Source organism: Micromonospora sp. NPDC048894 (assembly GCF_040649765.1).
GTDB classification, from domain to species: domain Bacteria; phylum Actinomycetota; class Actinomycetes; order Mycobacteriales; family Micromonosporaceae; genus Micromonospora; species Micromonospora antibiotica.
In genome coordinates this window covers 348,059-369,756 of the sequence record NZ_JBEZFY010000002.1, presented here as the reverse complement: position 1 = coordinate 369,756, position 21,698 = coordinate 348,059, and the positions used below count along the sequence as shown (strand labels likewise).

Genomic DNA, 21,698 nt, shown 5'->3' with positions numbered 1-21,698 from the left:
TGACAGTGACGAACCGACCCTCCGGGCGGCTAGTGTCACATCATGGAGCGGCGAATCTTCGGCCTCGAGACCGAGTACGGCGTCACCTGCACCTATCGCGGGCAGCGGCGGCTGTCCCCCGACGAGGTCGCCCGGTATCTGTTTCGTCGGGTGGTGTCCTGGGGGCGGTCGAGCAACGTGTTCCTGCGCAACGGGGCCCGGCTCTACCTGGACGTCGGGTCGCACCCGGAGTACGCCACTCCGGAGTGCGACTCGGTCACCGACCTGGTCGCCCACGACCGGGCCGGTGAACGGATCCTGGAGGGCCTGCTCGTCGATGCGGAGAAGCGGCTGCACGACGAGGGCATCGCGGGTGAGATCTACCTGTTCAAGAACAACACCGACTCGGCCGGCAACTCGTACGGCTGCCACGAGAACTACCTGGTGTCCCGGCACGGTGAGTTCGGCCGGCTGGCCGACGTGCTCATCCCGTTCCTGGTCACCCGGCAGCTGATCTGCGGGGCGGGCAAGGTGTTGCAGACCCCGCGCGGGGCGGTCTACTGCCTGTCCCAGCGGGCCGAGCACATCTGGGAGGGCGTCTCCTCGGCGACCACCCGCAGCCGGCCGATCATCAACACCCGCGACGAGCCGCACGCCGACGCCGAGCGCTACCGGCGGCTGCACGTCATCGTCGGCGACTCCAACATGAACGAGGTCACCACGCTGCTCAAGGTCGGCTCGGCCGACATCGTGCTGCGGATGATCGAGGCCGGCGTGGTGATGCGTGACCTGTCGCTGGAGAACCCGATCCGGGCCATCCGGGAGGTGTCACACGACATCACCGGCCGGCGCAAGGTGCGGCTCGCCTCCGGCAAGGAGGTCAGCGCGCTGGAGATCCAACAGGAATACCTGGCGCGGGCCACCGAGTTCGTCGAGCGCCGCGGTGGCGACCAGACCGCCAAGCGGGTGGTGGAGCTGTGGGGCCGGGTGCTCAACGCGGTGGAGGACGGCAACCTCGACCCGGTGGCCCGGGAGATCGACTGGGTGAGCAAGCTCCGGTTGATCGAGCGTTACCAGCGCAAGCACGACCTGCCGCTGTCGCACCCCCGGGTGGCGCAGATGGACCTGGCCTATCACGACCTGCGCCGGGGCCGGGGCCTGTACGGGCTGCTGGAGCGGCGCGGTCAGGTGGACCGGGTGGCCACCGACCCGGAGATCTTCGAGGCCAAGGAGACGCCGCCGCAGACCACCCGGGCCCGGCTGCGCGGCGAGTTCATCAGGCACGCCCAGGAGAAGCGGCGTGACTTCACCGTCGACTGGGTGCACCTGAAGCTCAACGACCAGGCGCAGCGCACCGTGCTCTGCAAGGACCCGTTCCGCGCGTACGACGAGCGGGTCGAACGCCTGATCGCCAGCATGTGACCCGGTGGGGTCGACGGCCGGCACCGACCGTCGACCCCACCGGTACGCTGGCGGGGCGATGAACACTTCCGAACCCGCCGACCGCGAGAGCGGCGACACCCAGCGGCTCAACTGGATCGATCGTCGCCGGGCGAAGATCCGCGACGAGATCGCCCGCAACCGCCGGGGCGAGTACACGGTGCCGACCTGGGTGCTGACCGTGGCGTTGGTCGTCATCGTGGTGGGTTGGCTCGCGGTGATCTTCCTGGTCGGCTGACCTCTTCCGGTCGGGCCACCGTCGGCGCCGGTCGGTCCGGTCGAGCACTCCGGAAGATGAGCGGGGGCCGCGGAGCTGGCACCCTGGTGCGACGGCAGCCCGCCCGGGGCGGCCGACGAGTCAGGAGGTGCCGGTGGCGCACATCGATCTGGGTCTCGACGAGAAGGCGTTTCCGGGGATCACCGGGCCGATGCGGTACCGGCCGGAGACCGCGAAGCCGCTGAACGAGCTGGCCGAGGTGTTGTTGCGCACCCCGCACCCGACGTTGACGCCGGGTGAGCGGGAGCTGATCGCCGCCTACGTCTCGGGGCTCAACGAGTGCCGGTTCTGCTGCGCCTCCCACTCGGCGTTCGCCGCCGCCCAGCTGCCCACCGGGATGACCCTGGTCGACCAGGTGCGGGCCGACCTGGACACCGCGCCGGTCAGCGCGAAGCTGCGCGCCCTGCTGCGGATCGCGGCGGCGGTGCAGGCCGGTGGCCGGCAGGTCACCACCGAGCTGGTCGAGGCGGCCCGCGCCGAGGGCGGCACCGACCTGGAGATCCACGACACGGTGCTGATCGCCGCCGCGTTCTGCATGTTCAACCGGTACGTCGACGGCCTGGGCACCTTCGCCCCCGAGGGGGAGGGTTACGAGGAGACCGCCGCGCGGATCGTGACGCACGGCTACACGGCGGACTGACGCTGATCCGACAGTGCCCCCGCCGACCGGTCAGTCGGCGGGGGACGGGTGGTGCGGTCCGCCGGCCGAGAGCCCCCGCCCATGCCGATCCAGCAGGTCCGGGCCGCCGTACCGCCGCCGGGTCGGTCGCCTTGCCGGCCCGCTGCGGCCGGCCCGCCGCCGGGAAACTGCCGTCGGGTCACCCGCCCGGGCTGTGTCGACAGTCCTCACTGGACCATCGGTCGATCCCCGCACTTGCATCCTCATAGAACACTGGGTCTCCCTACGCACACCGTGCGTGAGGTGCTCCGGGTGGCACGGATCCACCGGCCCCCGGTCACCGCCGCGCGGGTGCTGCTCCGGAACCGGTCGTGGAGGGTGCTGATGATCGAGATCCCCGCCGTCGGTCCGTACCTCGACTTCGACGACTTCACCGTGCAGCTGCCCCAACGGGGGACGCACGGCTACCTGCCGTGCGCGGGACTGCCCACCGCCGAGCTGCGGGACACCGCGGGAGACGGCGCGGGGGTCTGGCTCGCCCGGTCCCGGGCGGGCCACTCGTTGATCATTCCGGACGGGGTGGACGTCGTCCGCAACGGTCGACGGATCATCGGACTCGCCGTCCTGCACCACGGTGACCGGGTGGCCTTCGCCGGTCAGTTGGCGTGGTTCTCCGAGGTCCGTCAGCTGCGACTGCCCACCGGGCACGTGCTGGTCGGGCACCGTTGCCAGCAGTGCCACACCACCTTCACCGTCGACGCGGAGGTGGTGCTCTGCCCCCTGTGCGGTGAGGGCTACTGCGAGGACTGCTGGGAGTACCTGCGTGGCGCGCGGTGTTACTCGCGCGACTGCCACATGGTTCCGGTTCCGGTGCCGGTGGGTCGGGTGGTGACCACATGACCCAGGACCGCTACTCCCGGCTGGCCGACATCGAGTGGTGGGACCAGGACGAGGTACGTGGCGCGCACGCCGTGGTCGCCGGCGCGGGTGCCCTCGGCAACGAGGTGCTGAAGAACCTCCTCCTGCTCGGCTGGGGCACGATCACCGTCGTCGACCTCGACACGGTCGAGGTCGGCAACCTCTCCCGGTCGGTGCTCTACCGACCGTCCGACGTCGGCGCCGCCAAGGTGGACGCCGTCGTACGGGCCGCCGGTGAACTCAACCCGGACTGTCAGGTCGACGTGATCGCCGACGACCTGCGCACGGGTCTCGGGGCCGGTCTGCTCCACCGCGCCGACGTGGTGCTCGGCTGTCTGGACAACGTGGCCGCCCGGGTGGCGCTCGGCCAACTCGCCGGGCAGGCCGGTGTCCTGCTGATCGACGGCGGCCTCACCACCTGGGAGGGCGCGGTGCGCCTCTACCTGCCGCCGGACGGCCCGTGCTACGTCTGCGGGCTGACCGACGAGGACCTGCGGGACCTCGCCCTGCGCCACTCCTGCCTGGCCTACCGGGTCCGTGCCGAGACGGCCCGGGGGGTGCCCACCACCCCGACCGTCGCCGCCACCGTCGGGGCGGCGATGGCGCAGCAGGCGATGCGGTGGCTCAGCCGTGACCGGCACGACATGACCGTGCCGATCGGCCACGAACTGCGCTTCGACCTCGCCTACGACCGGTTCTGGCAGGTCGGCATCCCGGTGAACCCGGACTGCCTGCTGCACCCGACCCCGGCGGTGCCGACCGGGAGCCCCGGCTCGTGGGCCACCGACCGGTGGGTCGACATCCTCGAGCGGTGGCGGACGGCGCGGGCCGACGACGAGGTGGTGCTGCGCCTGCCGCTGACGGTGTTGCGTGGCTGGAGCTGCCTCGGTTGCGGCCGGCAGGACGAGGTCCACCGGGTCCACCCGGGGGACCGCCCGGTCCGGTGCCCGACCTGCGCCGCCGAGGTGGCCCTCGACCTGGTCGACCAGATCGACGGGACGCAGCCGTGGCACCTGCTGTCGCCGCACGAGACGGGTTTTCCCCGTTGGAGCTGGGTCGAGGCGCACGGCAGCGGGGGGACCGTGGTCTTCGAACTGGCCGAACCGGTGGGCTCCGACGGGGGTCGGGGCGGCGCCGGTGGTGCGCCGCCCCGGGTGCCGCCGGACGGTGGTCCGCAGGACCCGGCGCCTCGTGGTCCGCAGGCCCCGGCGGCGCGTACCGGCAGAGGCAGGAGCTGACATGGCGATGACGCCCCGCGACCGGCGGCTGGACACCGAGTACACCGACATGCGGCAGTTGGTCAGGGCCAGCTCGATGGTGACCTTCACCGCGCACGGGCTTCCACCGACCCGGTACGACGTGGTGCTCACCTGCCGTGGCCTGGTGTTCAACCAGGAGGAGCTGGGCCTGTCGTCGCACCACGAGTTCACCCTCACCCTGGGCGGCAGCTTCCCGCTGCTGCCCCCGGAGATCGTGTGGAAGACACCGATCTTCCACCCGAACATCCGGCCGCCCCGGGTCTGCACCGGCGACATCTGGTACCCCGGCATGTCCGTGGCCGAACTCTGCGTCCAGTTGTGCGAGTTGGTCCAGTACAAGTCGTTCAACATCTACGACCCGCTGGACCGCGGCGCGGCCCGGTGGCTCGGGATCAACCTGGAGGCCGACGAACCGGTGGTGCCGATCGATCCGACACCCGTGCGTGACCTGGCCTTCGACCTCGACCTGCGACCGCGAGCGAGCCCGCCGCCGGCCGGCCCCGACCTGCCGTCGATGGAGCCGGGTCAGCCGTCGGCCGGCCCCGACCTGCCGTCGACCGGGCCGGGTCAGCCGTCGGTCGAACCCGGCCTGCCGGCGGTCGAGCCGGACTCGACCGGACGGGAAGGGGGCCCGGATGAGCAGGCCTGACGGTAAGGCCATCGCCGCCCTGTTCGCGCAGATCGGCTGGACCTGCGAGGTCGTCGACGAGAACACCGTCGTCACCGGCTACCGCTGCCCGGTGCCCGGCTACCACTACCCGCTGCTGATCGAGGTGAAGTCGACGCCGCACTGGGTCTACCTGCGCGCCCTGCTGCAACGGGAGGTCGGTCTCGCCGCCCGGGGACCCGTGCTGCGGCTGGTGTCGGAGTGGAACGTCCACAGCCGACAGGCGAAGTTCCTGCTGGTGCAGGGGTGCGTGCTCATCCAGGCCGAGGTGCCGGCGGTGCAGTGGCATGCGGGGACGTTCCAGGACCTGTTGCAGACGGTGTGCCGCCTCGGCACCTACACCGGCGTGGAGATCGCCCTCATCGCCACGGACCTGACCGTCGGCGCCCTGTTCGAGGCGGTCCATCGGCGGGCGGAGGAGACCTCCGCCCACACCCTGCTCGGCCAGCCGGAGCAGGATCTCGACTTCGACATCTCGGTGAACCGCATCCAGGAATGGTCCACACCGGCAGAAGGTGACGCATGACGAATCCGCCGCTCGAATCGATCCCGGTCATCCTGGCCACCACCATGTTGACCGAGAAGTGGGACGTCAGCCTCCCGCTCGACATTCCCGTGCAGGGGATCATCGCCAAGATCGTGGCGAACCCGGCCCTGCCCTTCCCCCAACAGGACCAGACGGGCAACGTGATCCCGTACCGGCTGATGTGGCAGGAACGCAACCGCTTCCTCGGGGTGTCCGAGACCCTGCGGTCGGCGCAGGTGGAGGCCGGCCACACCCTCATCATGACCCGGGAGGCGCGGGCGGGCGACCGGTCGGCGGGGGTGGCGACCTGATGGACGTCTCGCCGGACTTCCGCATCGAACCCGTCCGCCGCCCGCTCGCCCAGCACAACCCGGCACCGTCGAGTGAACTGTTGCGGTCCGGCCCCGCGGTCGCCCTGTACGTCGACGACACCGTACTCAGCGGCATCCGGCGGCAGTCCGCGCAGCAGGCCGGCACCGAGGTCGGCGGCATCCTGCTGGGCCGTCACTTCGTCAACGGCACCGGTTGGATCGTCACGGTCACCGACCACCTGGCGGTGCCCAGCGACAACGCCAGCGCGGTGCACTTCGAGTTCGACCAGTCGTCGATCCAGGCGATCGCCGCCCGGCTCGCCGACAGCGTCGACGAGTACATCGTCGGCTGGTACCACTCACACGTCGGCGGCAAGCCGTTCATGTCGGGGACCGACCACAAGATGCACCAGGCACACTTCAACGCGCCCTGGTACGTCTCCGCCGTGGTCGGTGCCGGCGAGTGGGGACTCCCGGTGGGCTTCTGGCGGCTCGCCGGCACCGAACTGGAGGCGCTCGACGACTACCTGGTCCGGATGACCGGCCCCGACAGCGCCGCCGAACGACACCAGCGGTTCCTGGAGGAGTGCGTCGACCGGGACGACGACGACCGGCCGAGCCGACCAGGGCCGGCCGAGTTGCTGCCCGCACTGGGCGTGACCACGGAGTCCCGGCTGGCCACGCTGCTGACCGCGGCGGCCAGCCCCCGCCGCCGGTGGGGCACCGACGCCGGCATCGACCAGTTCCGGCTCCTGGTCGAGGTGGCCCTCACGGCCGGTGCCGACCCCGGCTGCGTCGAGGAGTTGGAGGCGGTCCAGCAGCGGCTGCGACACACCCGTGGCCGCCAGGGACGGCTGCGGCTGGCCTCCACCCGGTTCAAGGAACGGATCGCCGTACACCGGGGCGAGTGCTACTCCTACACCCCGGGTGACCTGCTGATGGAGCGCTTCGACATATCCCGGCGGCTGGTCTGGCCGGTCCGGATCGAGTCGCCGCCCGTCTCGGTGCACTACGACCAGGAGGGCATGCTCTGGGTGCTGATGGCCAACCACCACGTCCTGCGGATGGAGACCTCGGCGGCCGAGGACTCGGAGCAGGGGACCCGGTTCCGGTTCCAGTTCGCCCGACTCGGGCTGCCCCCACTGGAGGGGGATCCGCTGGAGGCCGTCGGCGACCCGGAGGCGGTCTGGGTGCGTACCGCCCGGCAGTGGCACCGGCTGCCCCTCGTCCAGGAGGGCGAGCGCACGTCGCTCGGCTCCGGCACGCGGGGGGACCTGCCGTCCGCGCAGTGTCGGCTGCTGCCCCGCTGGAAGGAGTCCGGTGGGTCGACGCCGCTGCTCGGGGCCGTGCAGGACGGCCGGCTCCGGCTCTGGCGACCCGCCGAGGACGACGGGACACCGCTGGTCGACATCGCCCTCGACCCACCCTGGGACCGGTGGCCGGTGCGGGACCTGTCCCTCGGCGGCGACACCCTCTACGCCCTGTTCGACGACGACGGCGGCAACCAGATCGCCGCCTTCGACCTGCGCACGCAACGACTGACCCAGCACATCGTCAGCGTGGCCGGGCAGGAGTCGGTGGCCACCATCTGCACCGACCACCTCGGCCGGTTGCACGGTCGCATCGACCACGTCCTGTGCCGGTTCTGAGCGTGGGGACGACCGGAGGAGGTGCGGGGGAGTTGGCCACCGGCCGGCGTGGAAAGGTCGGGGGCAACTGGCCGCGGCTGCTCGACGCGGGTGAGCGGGTGGTCGTGGCCCGCGAGTTCAGTGCGGCGGTCATGCTGGCCGTGGACCCTGCGGTGTTCGTACCGGCCGCCGACCCCGGTGACACCGTCCCGGCCGGATACGGGAAACTGCTGGCCGAACTGCACACCGGCCGGTGCGGCTGGTGGCTGGCGGTGATCCGGGGCTGGGCGGCGCTCGGTCTGCCGGGCCTGGCCCACGCGCTGCTCACGCACACCGTTCACCTGGTCGGCACCGGCCTGCGGGCGGACTGGGCCGAGCTGTCCGAGCTGGCGGCGTTGGCCCAGGAGCCGGCCCTGCGTCCGTCGGAACCGGTCCCCGTGCCGGCACCGGTGGCACCGCTGGGGGTGGAGGGCCCGGAGTCGAAGCGGGAGCGGCTCGCCGCCCTCTTCGACGGTGAGGACGACCTGTCGTACGGCGAGTCGCCGGCCACCGATCCGGAGGGTGTCGAACGGCGGCTGCTGCGCGATCTGGCCGGTCCCTACCTCGCCCGGGGCGACGTCTGGTACGGCCTGGGCGAATACCGGATCATCGTCGAGCAGCTCCTGACCATCGTCGGGGACGAGGGGCTGTCCGGCTGGCTCGAGTCCGAGGTGCGCACGGAACTGGTCTGGTGCGGGCGGGCCCTGCTCCGGCTGGGTGACCCCACCACCGCGTACGCCTGCTTCTACCTGGCCAGCGCCCTCACCGACGAGGCGGCGGTGGGGCCGGGCCCGGACCCGATGCGACCGAACCGGGTGGATCCGGTCCTCGCGGCGGCCTGGCGCTACCGCCGGATGCTGGTCGAGGAACACTCCCGGCTCGGCTCCGACCGGGAGCTGCACCGGGCCTTCGCCCACGGTCTGCGCATCGGCGACTGGATGATGCAGCGGGGTCTGGAGGCCCGGCTACCCGAACTCGTGTCACTGCTCGACGGCCGGGTGTTGCGTCACCGGCTGCCCGTGGCGGCCCGCCAGTTGCGGACGGTCGGTCGGCGCAGCGGGTGGTTCCTGCCGGCCCTGCTCGCCGACGCCGAACTGCTGCGGGAGGTGCCACCGCCTGTCGTCCCGGCGTCGGCACCGACCCGGGTGGCCGTGCCCCCGGCCAGCGGGGACCCGTTCCGCCCACCGGCCCGGTTGACCGGCCACCCGGACGCCCCGCCCGGGGTGCCGCTGCGGGTCGGCCTGGCCGACCGGGGCGGCGTCGCCAGCCTGCGGATCGGCCCGGGCGTCCGCTGCCGGCTGATCGGCACCCCGGTGACCGAAGCTCGGATCGGCGCGTGGGGGAACACGCTGTCCCGGCAGGGCTGGCCGGTGGTGTGGATCCGGGAGACGCCGGTCGGTGCGGTCCCCCGGGGCTGGCACCGGCTGCGACCCCAGTCCGACGGCCAGGGGCAGGCGGGCTGGTGGCTGGAGGAACTGGACCGGGCCCCGGCGCTGCGCGACCTGCTGGCGCAGTGTCTGCTGGCCCGGTTGCCGCACTGTGCGGACCCGGCCGCCGAGGCGGTGGTCAGGGCCATCGTCTACGCCGTCGGCCTGCGTACCAGGCGTGCCTATGCCAGTGACGACGCCGACGCGTCCCGCACGCACGCCGTGGCGATGGTCTCCGAGCGCGCCGGGCTGACGTTCCACCACACCGGTGACCTGCGCCGCGCCGCCCTCCTGCTCGACCGGGCCCTGGGCGTCGTCAGCATCCTGCGGCGGGCCGTGGCGATGACGTTCCAGCGGCCGGACTTCTCCGTCGAGCCGCTCGGCTCGGCCGGCCGGGTCCTGGCCGACCTGCCCACGGACGCCGTCGAAGCACCCGTGGCGGCGACGTTGCTGCTGGGTTCGATCGTCGACACCGTCGGGGCGATCGGGTCGGTGCCGAAGGCCACCGGTGACCGGGACTGGTCCGACTTCGAGTTGGACGTGGTGCCCCGACCGGACGAGGCCCGGCTGGAGGAGCTGGCGGCGCTGGTCAGCTCCGCCCGCGAACCCGACCCGCCGCCGGAGCGGTCCGCCCCGGCGGCCGGCGGCACGCCCCCCGACGACGACAATCCCTGGATCCGTACCGGCGTCGTGCCAACCACCGGGGTGACCGGGCCGGTGTGCGTGCTGTTCACCGGTGGCCCGGGGCCGGTGCTGGACCAGCTCCAGCGGCTGTTCGCCACGGCGGAGTTCGCCCCGCACGTCCTGGTGGCCGCGACGGCGGACACCGACCCGCGGGCGATCGGCGACTGCACCGGCTACACCGAGTTGTTCGCCGGGGGACTGACGCCGGCGGCGTACGGGACGCTGGCGGTCGCCGCCGGTGTCACCGTCGCGGACGCACTGGTCGACGGCATCGGCGCGCACGGCGGCATCCGGGTGACCGCCGGTCGGGGACGGTCCCACGTCTCCCGCTGTGTCGTGTGGCCGGTCAACGGGACGCAGGGAGGTGGCTGATGGAGCCCGAGAAGGTCTGGACGTCGGCTTACCACGAGGGTGTCGACGCACTGGGCCGGGACGACCTCCGGTCGGCCCGGGAACACTTCGCCAAGGCGATCGAACTGGGCGCGGACCAGTGGGAGCCGTACTACGGCCGGGCCTGGACCCTGCTGCGGGACGGGGACGGGCAGCCCGACCCGGCGGACCTCGCGGTGGCCGAGGCGGACCTGGCCCGTGCCCTCGACGAGTTCGGCGCCGGCTCGGACGCCGCCGCGCTGCTGGGTCACCTGCAGCACCTGCGCGGCGAGCACGAGCGGGCAGTCGGTTCGCTGCTGCGTGCCATCGGGCGCAGCACCCACCGGGAACTGGTGGCGAACAGCCTGACCGACGCGTTGTCACGGCTGCTGGCCGGGTTCGAGCAGCAACCGACGGTCGAGGCGGTGGCGGCGTGCGACCGGCTCGCCGGACTCCTCGACGCCGCGCCGCTGCCCGGCGGGCTGGGCCGGTACCTGTCCGCCGAGGTGCTGGCCACCCGCGCGTACGTGCACCAGGAGCTGGGCCGGCCGGAGCAGTGCGCGACGGACCTGCGTCGGGTCCGGGCCCTGCAGCCGCGGCACCCCCGGCTGCCCGCGGAGGTGGACGCCGCCGAGCCGGGGTCGGGGTCCCGGCCGGTGACCGGCTCGACCGAACCGACGTTCGCGCAGGTCGGAGGGGCGGACGAGGTGGGTACGTTCACCGGGCGGCTACGCCAGCGGATCTTCGAGACCTACTTCGGGGACCTCGACAGCGAGGGCCTCGCCGACCGGCTGGCCCGCTACCACCAGTCACCCAGCAGGTCCATCCTGTTGTTCGGACCGTCGGGATGCGGCAAGACCTTCCTCATCCGGGCTTTCAGCGGCGAGTACCGACGTCGACACGGCCGGCCACTGCCGATCTTCCGGATGCGTCTCAACGACGTGTTGAACCGTTACGTCGGCGACGACGAGAAGCGGGTGTCGGAGATCTTCGACCAGGCGATCGACGCCCAACCGGCGATCCTGTTCGGAGACGAGATCGACTCGATCGGCATGTCCCGGGAGGGCGGTCAGGACTGGCGGGTGCAGCTCACCTCGCACCTGCTCCAGGAGATCGACCGGCTACGTGAGTCACAGGCCGCGGTGATCTTCTTCGGCTGCACGAACCGGCTCTGGGCGATGGACCTGGCACTGCTGCGCCGCTTCGACGAGATGATCCCCGTCGAGCTGCCCGACGAGCAGGTCCGGGCGAAGATCTTCCAGGTGCACCTCGACCAGCTCGACGCCGGGGTGCGTGCCGACGACATCGACGTCGTCGAGTTGGCCCGCAGGTCGCACGGGTTGGCGCCGGGTGACATCCAGAAGGTCGTCTCGGACACCGTCATGGGGGTCATCTCGTCCACCGGCCCGCAGGGGCCGACCGGGCAGCTGACCCGGCAGCAGCTGCTGGCCGCGCTGGAGACGTACCAGCAGCCGATGCACATCCGCGACTGGGTGCGGCAGTCGGTCTCCGCGCTGCGGGAGTTGGGCCACGACGACATGGCGCGCGACGTCGAGCGCACCTACGGCCACTACGTCCAGGGCGGCGTCGCCTCCCTGCTGCCCGGCACCGGCCCGGCCTGGCGTCCCGTCTCCGAGCAGGCGTGGTCGGAGGAACCGGTGGTGGACCTGACCCTGCTCCGACACCTACGGAGGTAGCGATGACCGCGCAGGACAGTGTGCGGGAACTGGTCCGGCATCTGCGGCAGTTCCGGGATGACCAGGCGTCGGCGGAGAAGCCCTTCTTCTGGCTCGGCGCCGGCTGCTCGGTGCACGACGGGGTGCCGCTCAACGCGGAGCTGCTCGCCGCCGTGCTGGGCGACGACGTCGACACGTGGGGCAGCCCCCAGTACCGGTTCGACCTGTTCTGTGACGGGCTCGGGCCGGGGGTGGCGCGGGCCGGCCTGTTCCGGCGGTACCTGGAGCGTCCGCTCACCCCGGACTCGCCGTACCGCCAGCTGGTCGGGCTGCTCACCCGCGGGTACGCGGACATGGTGGTGACCGTCAACATCGACGATCTACTGGAGCAGGCGCTCGCCGCCGCCGGGCTGCGGGAACACCACGACTACCGGGTGATCGACGTGCCGCAGTACCGGCCCGAGGCGGCGGTGCTCCAGATCACCGCACCGGGTAGCCCCCGGATCCGGATCATCAAGCTGCACGGCGGGCTGGACCTCGGGCTGAACCTGATGACCAGCCGCGAGATCATCCGGTACGAGGAGCGCATCGAGCAGCTCGTCCGGGACGTCACCAGTCGACCGGCGGTGGTCTGCGGGTACTCCTTCTTCCACCTCAACGTGTTGCAGGCGTTCAGCCGGGACCGTTCCCCGCTCTACTACGCCAACATCGCCTTCCCCGACGCCCCGATGGTGCTGTCGCTGATGGCCCAGCGCAACTACAGCCCGAGGTTCATCGACGGGAAGCTGGGCAGCTTCGCCGGCCTGATGCGGGCCGTCACGGAGCAGTTGACGTGAAGGTCTCCGAGCTGAGGGTGGCCGACCTGGCCCAACGGATGCGGGCGAACCGGGAGAGCAATGTCTCCGCGGCCCTGGTGATCGGTCTGGACGGTGGGGCGGCGCTGCTCAACCACGCCCGACCGACCCGGTTCGTCGACGCGCTGCGCGGGGACCGGGCGCCGACCAAGAATGACGACCAGAAGATCGGCGATTTCTGGGCTTTCCGCTCCTCGTCGCTGGCCCGGGACGACTTCCTGAAGCGGTACACCACACCGACCGACGCGGCGGACGGCGACCTGACGGCGATCGCCAACCTGGCCGAGCTGATGAACCAGGGCTACTTCAACGCGGTCGTGGTGACCGACCCGGCCGAATACCTCTATCGACGCATCATCGACGCCGGCTCCATCGTGCCGCGCCACATCGAGGCGGTGGGGCACAAGCCGATCATGTTCGACCTCCGCCGGCAGGGCAGCGAACGGGCCCGCCCGGTGCTGGTCGACGCGGCGGAGATGCTGATCGCCGGGCTGGAACCGACCCGGCACGACGAGCACGGCACCCAACTCCGGGACATGCGTACCGCGCTGGTGGATTTCCTCGACGACTTCGACGTCGTCTACGGGTGGGGCTGGTGCCGGCTCAACGTCCCGCTCAGCACCCTCTACCGGAAGCCCACGCCGCTGTACCTGTTGGGCCGGTACAGCCTCACCCAGCAGTCCTGGGTGGAGGCCGGCTACCACCTGGTGGTCGGTGACGAGAGCGAGGACGACGAGGACGCGACGACCGACATCCTGAACCAGTTGGCGGAGAGCCTCGGCCTGTCCGGGGCCGCCTCGTCCGCCGCTGTGCCGCCGCCCGCGTCGCCGTCGGCCGGCTGGACGGTGCTGCGGCCCGAGGCGACCCCTCCGTTGCTCACCGTCGACCAACTGGCCGGGCTGCGGGAGTCGGCGTTCGCCGGGCCCGTCACCCTGATCGGCATCGCCGGTGAACGTACCCGCCGACGGGCGGCGGAGTGGCTGCTCGCGGGGCTCGACGAGGGTCTGTCCTCAGCCGGCCTGCGCGGCGGGGCGGACCTGACCGCGATCGGCCGGTGGCTCGGCCTGCGGGCCCGGGGCGCGGACACCGTCGTCGTCGGTGAACTGTGTGACCTGTCCTCCCCGGACCCCGGGTTCTGGGTCCGACTGACGGCGGTCATCGAGTGGTGGCGAGAATCGGTCGATCCGAACGGCTCGCACATCGTCCTGTTCTGTCCGCTGGCGGTGACCGACTGGGCGCGGGCGAACTACGGCCGTGGCGACACGGTCCGGGTGGAGGCCCTGCCGGAGCAGATGTTCGTCACGGTCGACGCGGTCGTCGAATGGATCATGCGGGAGCTGGGTCCGCTGCTGGCCTGGCTCGACGAGGACTGCGTGGCCCGACTGGGCGGGGCGATCATGCAGGTCGACGCCCTGCCGGAGTCCGACCCGGACTGGTTGCACGACGCGCTCGACATCTGGCGGCAGGAGGTGGGCCTGAGCATCTCCCGGGTGGCCGCCGACGCCGGCAGGGCCCCGGCGGACGGTGCACCGGACGCCGACGTGCCGGCGGACGGGTCGACGGGCGGCCTGTCCGTGGAGGAACTCGGCCGCCTCTGGTCGGAGGTGGTACGCCGGCTGGCGGACGCGACGGAGGCGATCCAACCGGTGTTCACCGTGGACCCCGTACCCCGGCACGACGCGGCGACGACGCCCGACCCGCAGGACGGCACACCGGACTTCCAGATCGACCCACGGCCGCACCCGCCGGACGGAGCGGACCGGTGACGGGACCCCCCGGGGACCAACTGCCCCTGCTCCGGGCGCATCCCCTGCAGGTTCCACCGGCACGGGCGCTGGACGCGCTCAGGATGACGGTCAACCTGAAGGACGTCGACGTGTCCCTGAACCTGCCCGACGGGCCGCTCACCTCAGCGATGATCAAGGTGGAGGTGCCGGATCTCGACCCGGTCGAGATCTCCTACTCGGTGCAGGCCGGTTTCACCGAGGAACTGGCCCGGATCAGCAAGCAGTACGCGGGTCCCACCTCGCTGGTCGATCCCACCTCGCTGGTCGGTCCGGACGAGTCGGCGGCGAGCGATCCGACGGCGGACACCGGGTCCGCCCCGTTCGACACCGAGTCGGACGACAAGCGCCTGCAGGACATCATCACCGGGCTGTTGCGCTGGCAGCAGGCGTTGGAGGTGGCCGGCGCCCTCAGCGAGTCGGCGGACCTGCAGAGCCTCGGCAAGGCGCACCACGCCCTGGTGGAGAGCCTGCGCGTCAAGTACGTCGACCGGATGGGCAAGCTCCGGACCGAACTGCTCAACCAGCGCGACGCCGTGCCGATCCTGCGCAAGTGGTTGCAGTCGGGCAACGACGCCCTGATCAACCTGGCGATCCGGGTGGCCGGGGAGCCGGCGCTGCGTACGGCGGTGCAGGACGACCTCGCCCGGATCGCCGGGGACGAGGGGATGTCGCCGCAGACCCGTCGACGGGCCCGGGCGTATCTGCGCCGGTGGCGTCGACGGGAGATCGCCGGGACACGCCCCGAGGGAGCCGCCGAGTCGCCGGACTGACCCGGCGGGGGAGCAGCCCAGCCACCCGGCGGAGGCGACCGGCCCCGACGCGGTGCCATCGACGACCGAGACGACAGGAGGGGCGGATGGCCGGGACGGTGCGCAGGATCGGACACGACGTGCGGCGGGGACGCAATCTGGAGGCGTACGCGGTGACCCTGGTCGCCGCGGCGCTCGCCGTCGTCTCCGCCTTCGGTGACCTGGTGCCGGTGGAGGTGCTGTGGAGCGTCCTGCTCGCCGGCATCGCGCTGCTGGTGTACCGGATCACCGTCCCCGACGAGCGGGCGGGCACGTTGGACGCCTTCCTCGACGACCGGGTGGCGTTCGACGCCCGGCCGTTCCCGGACCGGCTGCGTACCGCCCAGGAGGTGTGGGTCTATGCGCCGTCGGCGGTCAACATCCTGTCGCCGGCCCACTGCGACGCACTGCGCACGTCGGTGCTCGCCCGGCCCGGTGGGGTCGTCCGGGTGGTGCTGCTGGATCCGGCGTCACCGGCGGTGGAGCAGGCCGTACGGCAGCTCGACGACGCGGTCGACTTCGCGTTGCAGCGGCTCCGGCCGTCCATCACCACCACCCGTGGCCGGTTGGCCGCGATGGCCGGTTGGCCGGTCCCCGGCGTCGTCGAGCATCGGGTGCTCGACTTCAACCCCGGGTTCAGCCTGGTGGCGATCGACCCGCAGAGCCGGCACGGCCGGGTGATCGTGGAGCTGCACGGTTTCCACAACGAGTCCACCTCGGGCCGGATGCACCTGGAGTTCCACCGGCGCGACAGCGAACGTTGGTACGCCTACTGGATCGACCAGTTCCGCCACATCTGGGCGGCGGCCCGACCGGTCGACGCCGACGGCCGGCCCGAGGACCAGCCGGGCGACTGAACGGGGCGGGCCACGACGCCCACCGCCTGTCCGGCACCGGACCCGCGCCGCCCGCCCCCCGGATCCGCCGCCGACTCCAGCCGACCGGTGCCGCCGCGTCGGATCGGTGCCGCCGCGTCGACCGGGGTGCCGCCGCGCCGGGCGGGCGGGTCAGCACGCCGGACGGGTCAGCTGGCCGGCGTGTCGGCCAGCGCGGCGGCGTGCCGGCCGGCGGCGGCCGCCGCCAGGAAGTAGGCGTGGTCGGCGTCCAGCCCACGCCCCATCGTGGACAGCCGCACCGGCAGGGCGCGCAGCGCGGCGTCCAGACCGTCGGTGTCGACCCGGACCACCCGGTGCCGGTCGGCCAGCGGGGCCAACGCGGCATCCACCCGGGTCGCCAGCTCCACCGGCAGGCCGTCCGGCACCACCAGCTCCGCCGGGGCCAGCGCCACCCGGCCGTACGCGGTGAGGCTGTGGTGCGACACCCCCTGGTGCCGGGGGCGGGCGTCGGCGTCGGAGATCCGCAGCGAACCGACCGGCCGACCGCCCAGCACGGCCACCGCGTTGACCGCCTCGCCGACGGCGACGCCGGAGAACCCCCACCGGGTGCCGGTGCCCAGGTTGCCGGGCCCCTGCGCGACGATCGCCACGTCGGCGCGGAGCACGTGCCGGGCGGCCAGCAGGCCGGTGTGCAGGGTGGCCGCCTCCAGGTCCCCGCCGAACGCCTGCCCGACGCTGACCGTGCCGACCAGTGCGTCGCGCAGCCCGTCGAGGGTGCGGGAGAACCAGGCCGGCAGGGCGCCACCGTCGGTGAGCAGGTAGGCCACCCGGGCCTGCGGGGCGTCGGCGTGGATGCCGGCGAGGATGGCCGGCAGGGCGGAGTGCAGGTCGGCCGTGACCGCCGGCATCCCGTCCAGGCTGTCGACGGTGGCGAGCAGCGAGTGGTGCGGCGACGCTTCCTCGTCGACCCCCAGCATGATCGGCTGCAACGGGGTGTACCGGGCCTTGACCAGGTGACCGGCGTCGCGGGTGTCCCCGGCCTGCGGCGGGTCGGCGGGCAGCCGGTCGGGCAGGGCGACCACCAGGGCGTACCCGCCGGTGCCGAGGCCCATCAGCAGCGCACCGGCGTTGAGCAGCACCCGGTCGCCGGGGACCGGGTCGCCGACCAGCTCCGGGTAGGCCAGCGCACGCAGGGTGTCCCCGTCGGGCAGGGCGACGTCGAGTTCCACCGCACCGGCCCACCGCCGTCGTACCGCCGTGACCGTCCCGGACCGCCATCGCACCATGCCCGGCACGCTATCGCCGGCCGGCCGGGTGACCGCGTGCGGGTCCGCCGCCGCCCGGTCCGGCCCGCCGCGGTGCCGGTCGGACCGGACCCACCTCGGCCGCCGGCCCACCGGCAGGCCCGGTCACCCCGGTCGGCCCGGTCACCCCGGTCGGCCCGGTCGGGTCGGTCACGCCGGTCACGGCGGTTACGTCGGTCGGGCCGGTTACGCCGGTCGGTCGGGCCGCCCGGGGGCGTCGGTTGCCGGGTCGGGTCCGCCCCGGGTGACCCGGGCGTCGGTCACCGGGCCCTGCTCGTCCTGGGTACGCCGGGCGCGGCGGCCGGCGACACCGGGCAGCGACCGGGTGGGGTCGAGGAAGACGTACCCGATCTCCGGATAGCGGGCGGTGAGCCGTCGCTCGGCCTCGTCGGCGTCGGCCTCGATGTCGCCCCCGGTCGCGTCGTCCCGGAAGTCGACCTTGGCGGCCACCAGGATGTCCGCCGGGCCGAGCTGCATGGTCAGCAGGGTGTCGATCCGGTCCACCGTCGGCAGGCCGGCCAGCTCCCGTTCGATCTCCCGGTGCAGCCGTTCGGGCACCGCCCGGCCGACCAGCAGCGAGAGGTTGCTGCGGGCGAGGACGGTGGCGACGACGAGTAGCAGCAGGCCGATCAGGATCGAGGCGAGACCGTCCCACAGCTCGTCACCGGTCCACTCGGACAGGCCCACCCCGACGCCCGCGATGAGCAACCCGACCAGGGCGGCGCTGTCCTCCAGGAACACCGCCTTGACGGTGGTGTCGGCAGTCAGCCGCAGGAACCGGCGCGGGGTGGTCCGCCACCGGCGGGACTCGCTGCGCACCTGGCGTACCGCGCGGGTCAGCGACACCGACTCGATGACGAAGGAGACCGCCAGCACCACGTACGAGATCAGGTAGTCGCCGCTGTGTTCGTGGACCAGGATGGTCGTCACGCCGTGGGTGATGGCGAAGCCGGCCCCCGCGACGAAGGTGAACAACGCGGCGAGGAACGCCCAGACGTAGCTCTCCTTGCCGTACCCGAAGGGGTGCCGGACGTCGGCGGGCCGGGCGCCCCGGCGCAACGCCAGGTAGAGCAGCACCTCGGTGGTGGTGTCGGCGAGCGAGTGGGCGGCCTCGGAGAGCATCGCCGCCGAGCCGGAGACGACCCCGGCGACCAGTTTCGCCACCGCGATGGCGAGGTTGGCCACCCCCGCCACCACGACCGTGCCGACGCTCTCGGTCTTGACTTCACCTTCCGACATGCGGTCACCGTAAGTCTGTTGTCCCGGCTCCGCCCGGAGAGCCGGCCGGGTTCTGCCCCCGGTGATCAAGAGCGTTACGTCAAATTGATCTCTACGGATGACGCAAACCTCTTGATCACCGCAGAAGGGTGGGGTCGTGGCGGGGGATGGGGGGTTGGGTGGGGGTGGGGGTCCGGCGTGGGTGCACGGGTTTCGCGGGTGGGCTGCTAGCGTTCACCCCGTGTCGCGGAGTCGTACCGAACGCCTGGTCAACCTGGTGATCTGTCTGCTGTCCACCAGGCGGTTCCTGACCGCCGCGCAGATCGCCGCGACCGTTCCCGGCTACGAACACGATCCGGACGACGCCCGGGAGCACGAGGCGTTCCAGCGCAAGTTCGAACGGGACAAGGCGGAACTGCGCGAGCTGGGGGTGCCGCTGGAGACCGGGACGGCCAGCGTGTTCGACGCCGAGCCCGGTTACCGGATCGCCCACCGCGAGTACGCCCTGCCCGACATCCCGCTCGAACCGGACGAGGCCGCCGCGGTGGGCATCGCCGCCCGGTTGTGGCAGCACGCCGGACTGGCCGCCGCCGCCTCGTCCGGGCTGGCCAAGCTGCGCGCGGCCGGCGTCGACGTCGACCCGCAGGCCACCCTGGGCCTGGAGCCGATGGTCACCGTCGACCCGTCGTTCGCCCCGCTCACCGCCGCCGCCCGGGACCGCCGCGAGGTCACCTTCGACTACCGGGTGCCGGACCGGGACGCGCCGACCCGACGCCGGTTGCAGCCGTGGGGCGTGGTCTGCTGGCGGGGCCGCTGGTACGTCGTCGGCCACGACCGGGACCGGGCGGCGACCCGCTGCTTCCGGCTGTCCCGGGTGGTGGGCGCGGTCCGGGCCACCGGTGCGCCGGGCGGCTACGAACCACCCGCCGGCCTCGACCTGATCTCGCACGTCGCCACCTGGTCCGGGCCGGTCGAGCGGACCGGCCGGGCCACCGTGCTGGCCGCGCCCGGGCGGGCCGCCGGGCTGCGCCGGTGGGCGGTGCAGAGCGTGCCCGGCCCCGACGGCGACCACCTGGTGCTGCCCTACGCCGATCCGGAGTCGCTGGCCGGGCAGCTCGTCGGCTACGGCCCGGACGTCCGGGTCGTGGACCCTCCCGAGGTACGCGACGCGGTGATCCAACGACTCAAGGAGATCGCCGCCCGGCACGACGAGCTGGCCGTGGCCGGGGGTGCCCGATGAACCGCCCCGCCGCGCGCACCTCCGCCGACCGGCTGGCCCGGCTGCTGAACCTGGTGCCCTACCTGCTGGCCCGACCGGGCATCGAGATCGCTGAGGCCGCCGGTGACCTGGGCGTCAGCGAACGGCAGCTCCGCGAGGACCTGGAGCTGCTCTGGGTGTGCGGGCTGCCCGGTTACGGCCCGGGTGACCTGATCGACATGGCCTTCGACGGCGACCGGGTGACCATCACCTACGACGCCGGCATCGACCGGCCGCTGCGGCTCACCCCGGACGAGGCGCTGGCCCTGGTGGTGGCGCTGCGGATGCTCGCCGAGACGCCCGGGGTGGCCAACCGGGAGGCCGTCGAGCGGGCCCTCGCCAAGATCGAAAATGCGGCCGGTGACCTGGTCGGAGCCCCGGTGGCCGTCCGGCTGCCCGGCGAGAGCCAGCGGGTGCAGGAGCTGCGGGCCGCGGTGGAGCGGCACCGGGCGCTGCGGATCACCTACTACACCGCAGCCCGGGACGAGAGCACCGAGCGCGTCATCGACCCGCTGCGGATGCTGATGGTCGACGGTCGGGCCTACGTCGAGGCGTGGTGCCGCCGCGCCGAGGCGGTCCGGTTGTTCCGGGCCGACCGGATCGACGCGGTCGTCGAGCTGGACGAGCCCGCCGTGGTGCCGCCGCAGGCCCGCCCGCACGACCTGCGCCAGGGGGTGTTCCAGCCGTCCCCGGACCTGCCCCTGATCACCCTGCGCATCGGCCGGGGCGAGCGGTGGATCACCGAGTACTACCCGTGTGAGCGGGTCGAGGTCGACGGTGACCGGTGGGTGGTGTCGCTGCGGGTGACCGATCTCGGCTGGGCACGCCGCTTCGTGCTCGGGTTGGGTCCCGACGTCACCGTCCTCGCCCCGGTCGAGCTGGCTGCCCAGGTCCGTGCCCAGGCCACCGCCGCCCTGGAGGCGTACGCCACCCCGGTGCTCCCGGCCGGCCCGGCGGGTCCGCCGACCGACCGGTAGGCTTCCCGCCGTGGTGAAGTGGATCGTTCTCGCGGTGCTGCTGTTCGCGCTGGTCGTGTTGGCCCTGGCGGTCCGTCCGGTGCTGGTGCGGCTGCCCCGGTTGCGCCGCGCGGCGGTGGCGTTGCAGCGTCGCCAGGCCGACGCGGAGGCGCTGCGGCACAGCGCCGAGGCGCTCCAGGAACGGGTCGAGGCGCTCCAGCGGCAGGGCGAGACGACCCAGCAGCGGCTGGAACTGATCAAGGCCAAGCGCGGCAACTGATCGACATCCGGCGCGGGAACTGATCGACACTGGTCGGTGAACCGCGCGTCCGCCGCCCACCCGGCGTCCGATTCACGCAGCTCTGCACCCGTACAGGTGGTTGACGGGACACTCAGCGGTGGTCAAGACTTCACCGGCCGGGCCGCATCAGCGGTGGCCCGGCGGGTGGCAGCAGCCCGTCTCGCACGTACGATGGGCAGCGACCCCACCCTTCGACACAGAGCGACTGGAGCTTCCCATGGGTGCCCTCAAGCCGTGGCACATCGCCGTACTCGTGGTCGTGCTGATCCTGCTCTTCGGCGCGAAGCGGCTTCCCGACGCGGCCCGCTCGCTCGGCCGTTCGTTGCGGATCATCAAGGCGGAGACCAAGAGCCTGGCCGACGACGACCGCGACCTGGCCGAGAAGGCCGACGCGCAGGCCGGCTACCAGCCGCTGCCGCCCCAGCAGCAGCCCGTGCAGCAGCAGCCGTACGCGCCGCAGCCCCAGCAGCAGTACGCCCAGCCGCAGTACGCCCCGCAGCAGGCTCCGCAGCAGCCGGTCGCCCCGCCGGTCGACCCGGTGCAGCGCGTCCGCGACAACTGACCGAAGGGCCCCACC

At 72.6% G+C, this 21,698-nt stretch carries 21 protein-coding genes; 19 read left to right on the top strand and 2 right to left on the bottom strand.

Going from position 1 to position 21,698, the window contains the following annotated elements:
• Positions 1–42: 42 nt before the first annotated feature.
• The 15 genes from pafA (at position 43) to AB0C22_RS05445 (ending at position 16,105) form a co-directional block, all read left to right on the top strand.
• Entirely contained in the window at positions 43–1,401 is a 1,359-nt protein-coding gene (gene pafA / locus AB0C22_RS05515; protein WP_208566148.1) for a Pup--protein ligase, read from the top strand.
• Between the two features lie 58 nt (positions 1,402–1,459).
• A complete protein-coding gene (locus AB0C22_RS05510) occupies positions 1,460–1,657 on the top strand; it encodes a hypothetical protein (RefSeq protein ID WP_208566147.1) in 198 nt (65 codons plus the stop codon).
• Positions 1,658–1,790: 133 nt separating this feature from the next.
• Positions 1,791–2,336, top strand: coding sequence for a carboxymuconolactone decarboxylase family protein (locus AB0C22_RS05505; RefSeq protein WP_219461514.1), 546 nt, complete (start codon positions 1,791–1,793; stop codon positions 2,334–2,336).
• A 291-nt stretch (positions 2,337–2,627) separates the two neighbouring features.
• Complete coding sequence (locus AB0C22_RS05500) at positions 2,628–3,215, top strand: hypothetical protein (protein WP_219461518.1); 588 nt, start codon at positions 2,628–2,630, stop codon at positions 3,213–3,215.
• Entirely contained in the window at positions 3,212–4,471 is a 1,260-nt protein-coding gene (locus tag AB0C22_RS05495; protein WP_357533657.1) for a ThiF family adenylyltransferase, read from the top strand. The genes AB0C22_RS05500 and AB0C22_RS05495 overlap by 4 nt, the downstream gene beginning before the upstream one ends.
• Position 4,472: 1 nt before the next feature.
• Positions 4,473–5,141 (top strand): ubiquitin-conjugating enzyme E2, encoded by a 669-nt coding sequence (locus tag AB0C22_RS05490; protein WP_219461526.1) that lies wholly within the window; start codon positions 4,473–4,475, stop codon positions 5,139–5,141.
• Complete coding sequence (locus tag AB0C22_RS05485; RefSeq protein WP_219461529.1) at positions 5,128–5,685, top strand: hypothetical protein; 558 nt, start codon at positions 5,128–5,130, stop codon at positions 5,683–5,685. Before AB0C22_RS05490 ends, AB0C22_RS05485 begins: the two co-directional genes overlap by 14 nt.
• Positions 5,682–5,996: a hypothetical protein gene (locus AB0C22_RS05480; protein WP_219461533.1), complete on the top strand. Its 315-nt coding sequence runs from the start codon at positions 5,682–5,684 to the stop codon at positions 5,994–5,996. The genes AB0C22_RS05485 and AB0C22_RS05480 overlap by 4 nt, the downstream gene beginning before the upstream one ends.
• A complete protein-coding gene (locus AB0C22_RS05475) occupies positions 5,996–7,645 on the top strand; it encodes a Mov34/MPN/PAD-1 family protein (protein ID WP_357533654.1) in 1,650 nt (549 codons plus the stop codon). Before AB0C22_RS05480 ends, AB0C22_RS05475 begins: the two co-directional genes overlap by 1 nt.
• A 2-nt stretch (positions 7,646–7,647) precedes the next feature.
• The gene (locus AB0C22_RS05470) at positions 7,648–10,146 is read left to right on the top strand and encodes a hypothetical protein (protein ID WP_219461549.1); all 2,499 of its coding nucleotides are present in this window, start codon (positions 7,648–7,650) and stop codon (positions 10,144–10,146) included.
• The gene (locus AB0C22_RS05465; RefSeq protein WP_219461551.1) at positions 10,146–11,840 is read left to right on the top strand and encodes an AAA family ATPase; all 1,695 of its coding nucleotides are present in this window, start codon (positions 10,146–10,148) and stop codon (positions 11,838–11,840) included. Before AB0C22_RS05470 ends, AB0C22_RS05465 begins: the two co-directional genes overlap by 1 nt.
• A 2-nt stretch (positions 11,841–11,842) precedes the next feature.
• Positions 11,843–12,655, top strand: a complete 813-nt coding sequence (locus tag AB0C22_RS05460) for an SIR2 family protein (protein WP_208566137.1) — start codon at positions 11,843–11,845, stop codon at positions 12,653–12,655.
• The gene (locus tag AB0C22_RS05455; protein ID WP_219461554.1) at positions 12,652–14,439 is read left to right on the top strand and encodes a hypothetical protein; all 1,788 of its coding nucleotides are present in this window, start codon (positions 12,652–12,654) and stop codon (positions 14,437–14,439) included. Before AB0C22_RS05460 ends, AB0C22_RS05455 begins: the two co-directional genes overlap by 4 nt.
• On the top strand, positions 14,436–15,230 hold the full coding sequence (locus AB0C22_RS05450; RefSeq protein ID WP_219461557.1) for a hypothetical protein: 795 nt from the start codon (positions 14,436–14,438) through the stop codon (positions 15,228–15,230). Before AB0C22_RS05455 ends, AB0C22_RS05450 begins: the two co-directional genes overlap by 4 nt.
• 86 nt (positions 15,231–15,316) lie before the next feature.
• Positions 15,317–16,105, top strand: a complete 789-nt coding sequence (locus tag AB0C22_RS05445) for a hypothetical protein (protein WP_219461560.1) — start codon at positions 15,317–15,319, stop codon at positions 16,103–16,105.
• Positions 16,106–16,272: 167 nt separating this feature from the next.
• Here the strand turns inward: AB0C22_RS05445 and AB0C22_RS05440 are convergent, their stop codons facing one another.
• Together AB0C22_RS05440 and AB0C22_RS05435 are read right to left on the bottom strand one after the other, a co-directional pair.
• The gene (locus AB0C22_RS05440) at positions 16,273–17,370 is read right to left on the bottom strand and encodes a DUF3866 family protein (RefSeq protein ID WP_357533650.1); all 1,098 of its coding nucleotides are present in this window, start codon (positions 17,368–17,370) and stop codon (positions 16,273–16,275) included.
• Between the two features lie 204 nt (positions 17,371–17,574).
• Positions 17,575–18,627, bottom strand: a complete 1,053-nt coding sequence (locus tag AB0C22_RS05435) for a cation diffusion facilitator family transporter (protein WP_357533648.1) — start codon at positions 18,625–18,627, stop codon at positions 17,575–17,577.
• Positions 18,628–18,847: 220 nt separating this feature from the next.
• On the opposite strand from AB0C22_RS05435, the gene AB0C22_RS05430 reads away from it, so the two are divergent.
• The 4 genes from AB0C22_RS05430 to tatA all read left to right on the top strand — a co-directional run bounded on the left by AB0C22_RS05430 (position 18,848) and on the right by tatA (position 21,683).
• On the top strand, positions 18,848–19,846 hold the full coding sequence (locus AB0C22_RS05430) for a WYL domain-containing protein (protein ID WP_219461573.1): 999 nt from the start codon (positions 18,848–18,850) through the stop codon (positions 19,844–19,846).
• Entirely contained in the window at positions 19,843–20,841 is a 999-nt protein-coding gene (locus AB0C22_RS05425; RefSeq protein ID WP_219461576.1) for a YafY family protein, read from the top strand. The genes AB0C22_RS05430 and AB0C22_RS05425 overlap by 4 nt, the downstream gene beginning before the upstream one ends.
• Before the next feature lie 10 nt (positions 20,842–20,851).
• Positions 20,852–21,100 (top strand): hypothetical protein, encoded by a 249-nt coding sequence (locus tag AB0C22_RS05420; protein ID WP_357533646.1) that lies wholly within the window; start codon positions 20,852–20,854, stop codon positions 21,098–21,100.
• A 238-nt stretch (positions 21,101–21,338) separates the two neighbouring features.
• Entirely contained in the window at positions 21,339–21,683 is a 345-nt protein-coding gene (gene tatA, locus AB0C22_RS05415; protein ID WP_208566128.1) for a Sec-independent protein translocase subunit TatA, read from the top strand.
• The last annotated feature ends 15 nt before the right edge of the window (positions 21,684–21,698 follow it).

What these genes read in the sequence shown, in the direction of transcription:
- AB0C22_RS05465 (WP_219461551.1), top strand. Translation starts at nt 10,146, where the DNA reads ATGGAGCCCGAGAAGGTCTGGACGTCGGCTTACCACGAGGGTGTCGAC.
- AB0C22_RS05440 (WP_357533650.1), bottom strand. Translation starts at nt 17,370, where the DNA reads ATGGTGCGATGGCGGTCCGGGACGGTCACGGCGGTACGACGGCGGTGG.
- pafA (WP_208566148.1), top strand. Translation starts at nt 43, where the DNA reads ATGGAGCGGCGAATCTTCGGCCTCGAGACCGAGTACGGCGTCACCTGC.
- AB0C22_RS05445 (WP_219461560.1), top strand. Translation starts at nt 15,317, where the DNA reads ATGGCCGGGACGGTGCGCAGGATCGGACACGACGTGCGGCGGGGACGC.
- AB0C22_RS05435 (WP_357533648.1), bottom strand. Translation starts at nt 18,627, where the DNA reads ATGTCGGAAGGTGAAGTCAAGACCGAGAGCGTCGGCACGGTCGTGGTG.
- AB0C22_RS05495 (WP_357533657.1), top strand. Translation starts at nt 3,212, where the DNA reads ATGACCCAGGACCGCTACTCCCGGCTGGCCGACATCGAGTGGTGGGAC.
- AB0C22_RS05475 (WP_357533654.1), top strand. Translation starts at nt 5,996, where the DNA reads ATGGACGTCTCGCCGGACTTCCGCATCGAACCCGTCCGCCGCCCGCTC.
- AB0C22_RS05490 (WP_219461526.1), top strand. Translation starts at nt 4,473, where the DNA reads ATGGCGATGACGCCCCGCGACCGGCGGCTGGACACCGAGTACACCGAC.
- AB0C22_RS05480 (WP_219461533.1), top strand. Translation starts at nt 5,682, where the DNA reads ATGACGAATCCGCCGCTCGAATCGATCCCGGTCATCCTGGCCACCACC.
- AB0C22_RS05485 (WP_219461529.1), top strand. Translation starts at nt 5,128, where the DNA reads ATGAGCAGGCCTGACGGTAAGGCCATCGCCGCCCTGTTCGCGCAGATC.
- tatA (WP_208566128.1), top strand. Translation starts at nt 21,339, where the DNA reads ATGGGTGCCCTCAAGCCGTGGCACATCGCCGTACTCGTGGTCGTGCTG.
- AB0C22_RS05425 (WP_219461576.1), top strand. Translation starts at nt 19,843, where the DNA reads ATGAACCGCCCCGCCGCGCGCACCTCCGCCGACCGGCTGGCCCGGCTG.
- AB0C22_RS05510 (WP_208566147.1), top strand. Translation starts at nt 1,460, where the DNA reads ATGAACACTTCCGAACCCGCCGACCGCGAGAGCGGCGACACCCAGCGG.
- AB0C22_RS05460 (WP_208566137.1), top strand. Translation starts at nt 11,843, where the DNA reads ATGACCGCGCAGGACAGTGTGCGGGAACTGGTCCGGCATCTGCGGCAG.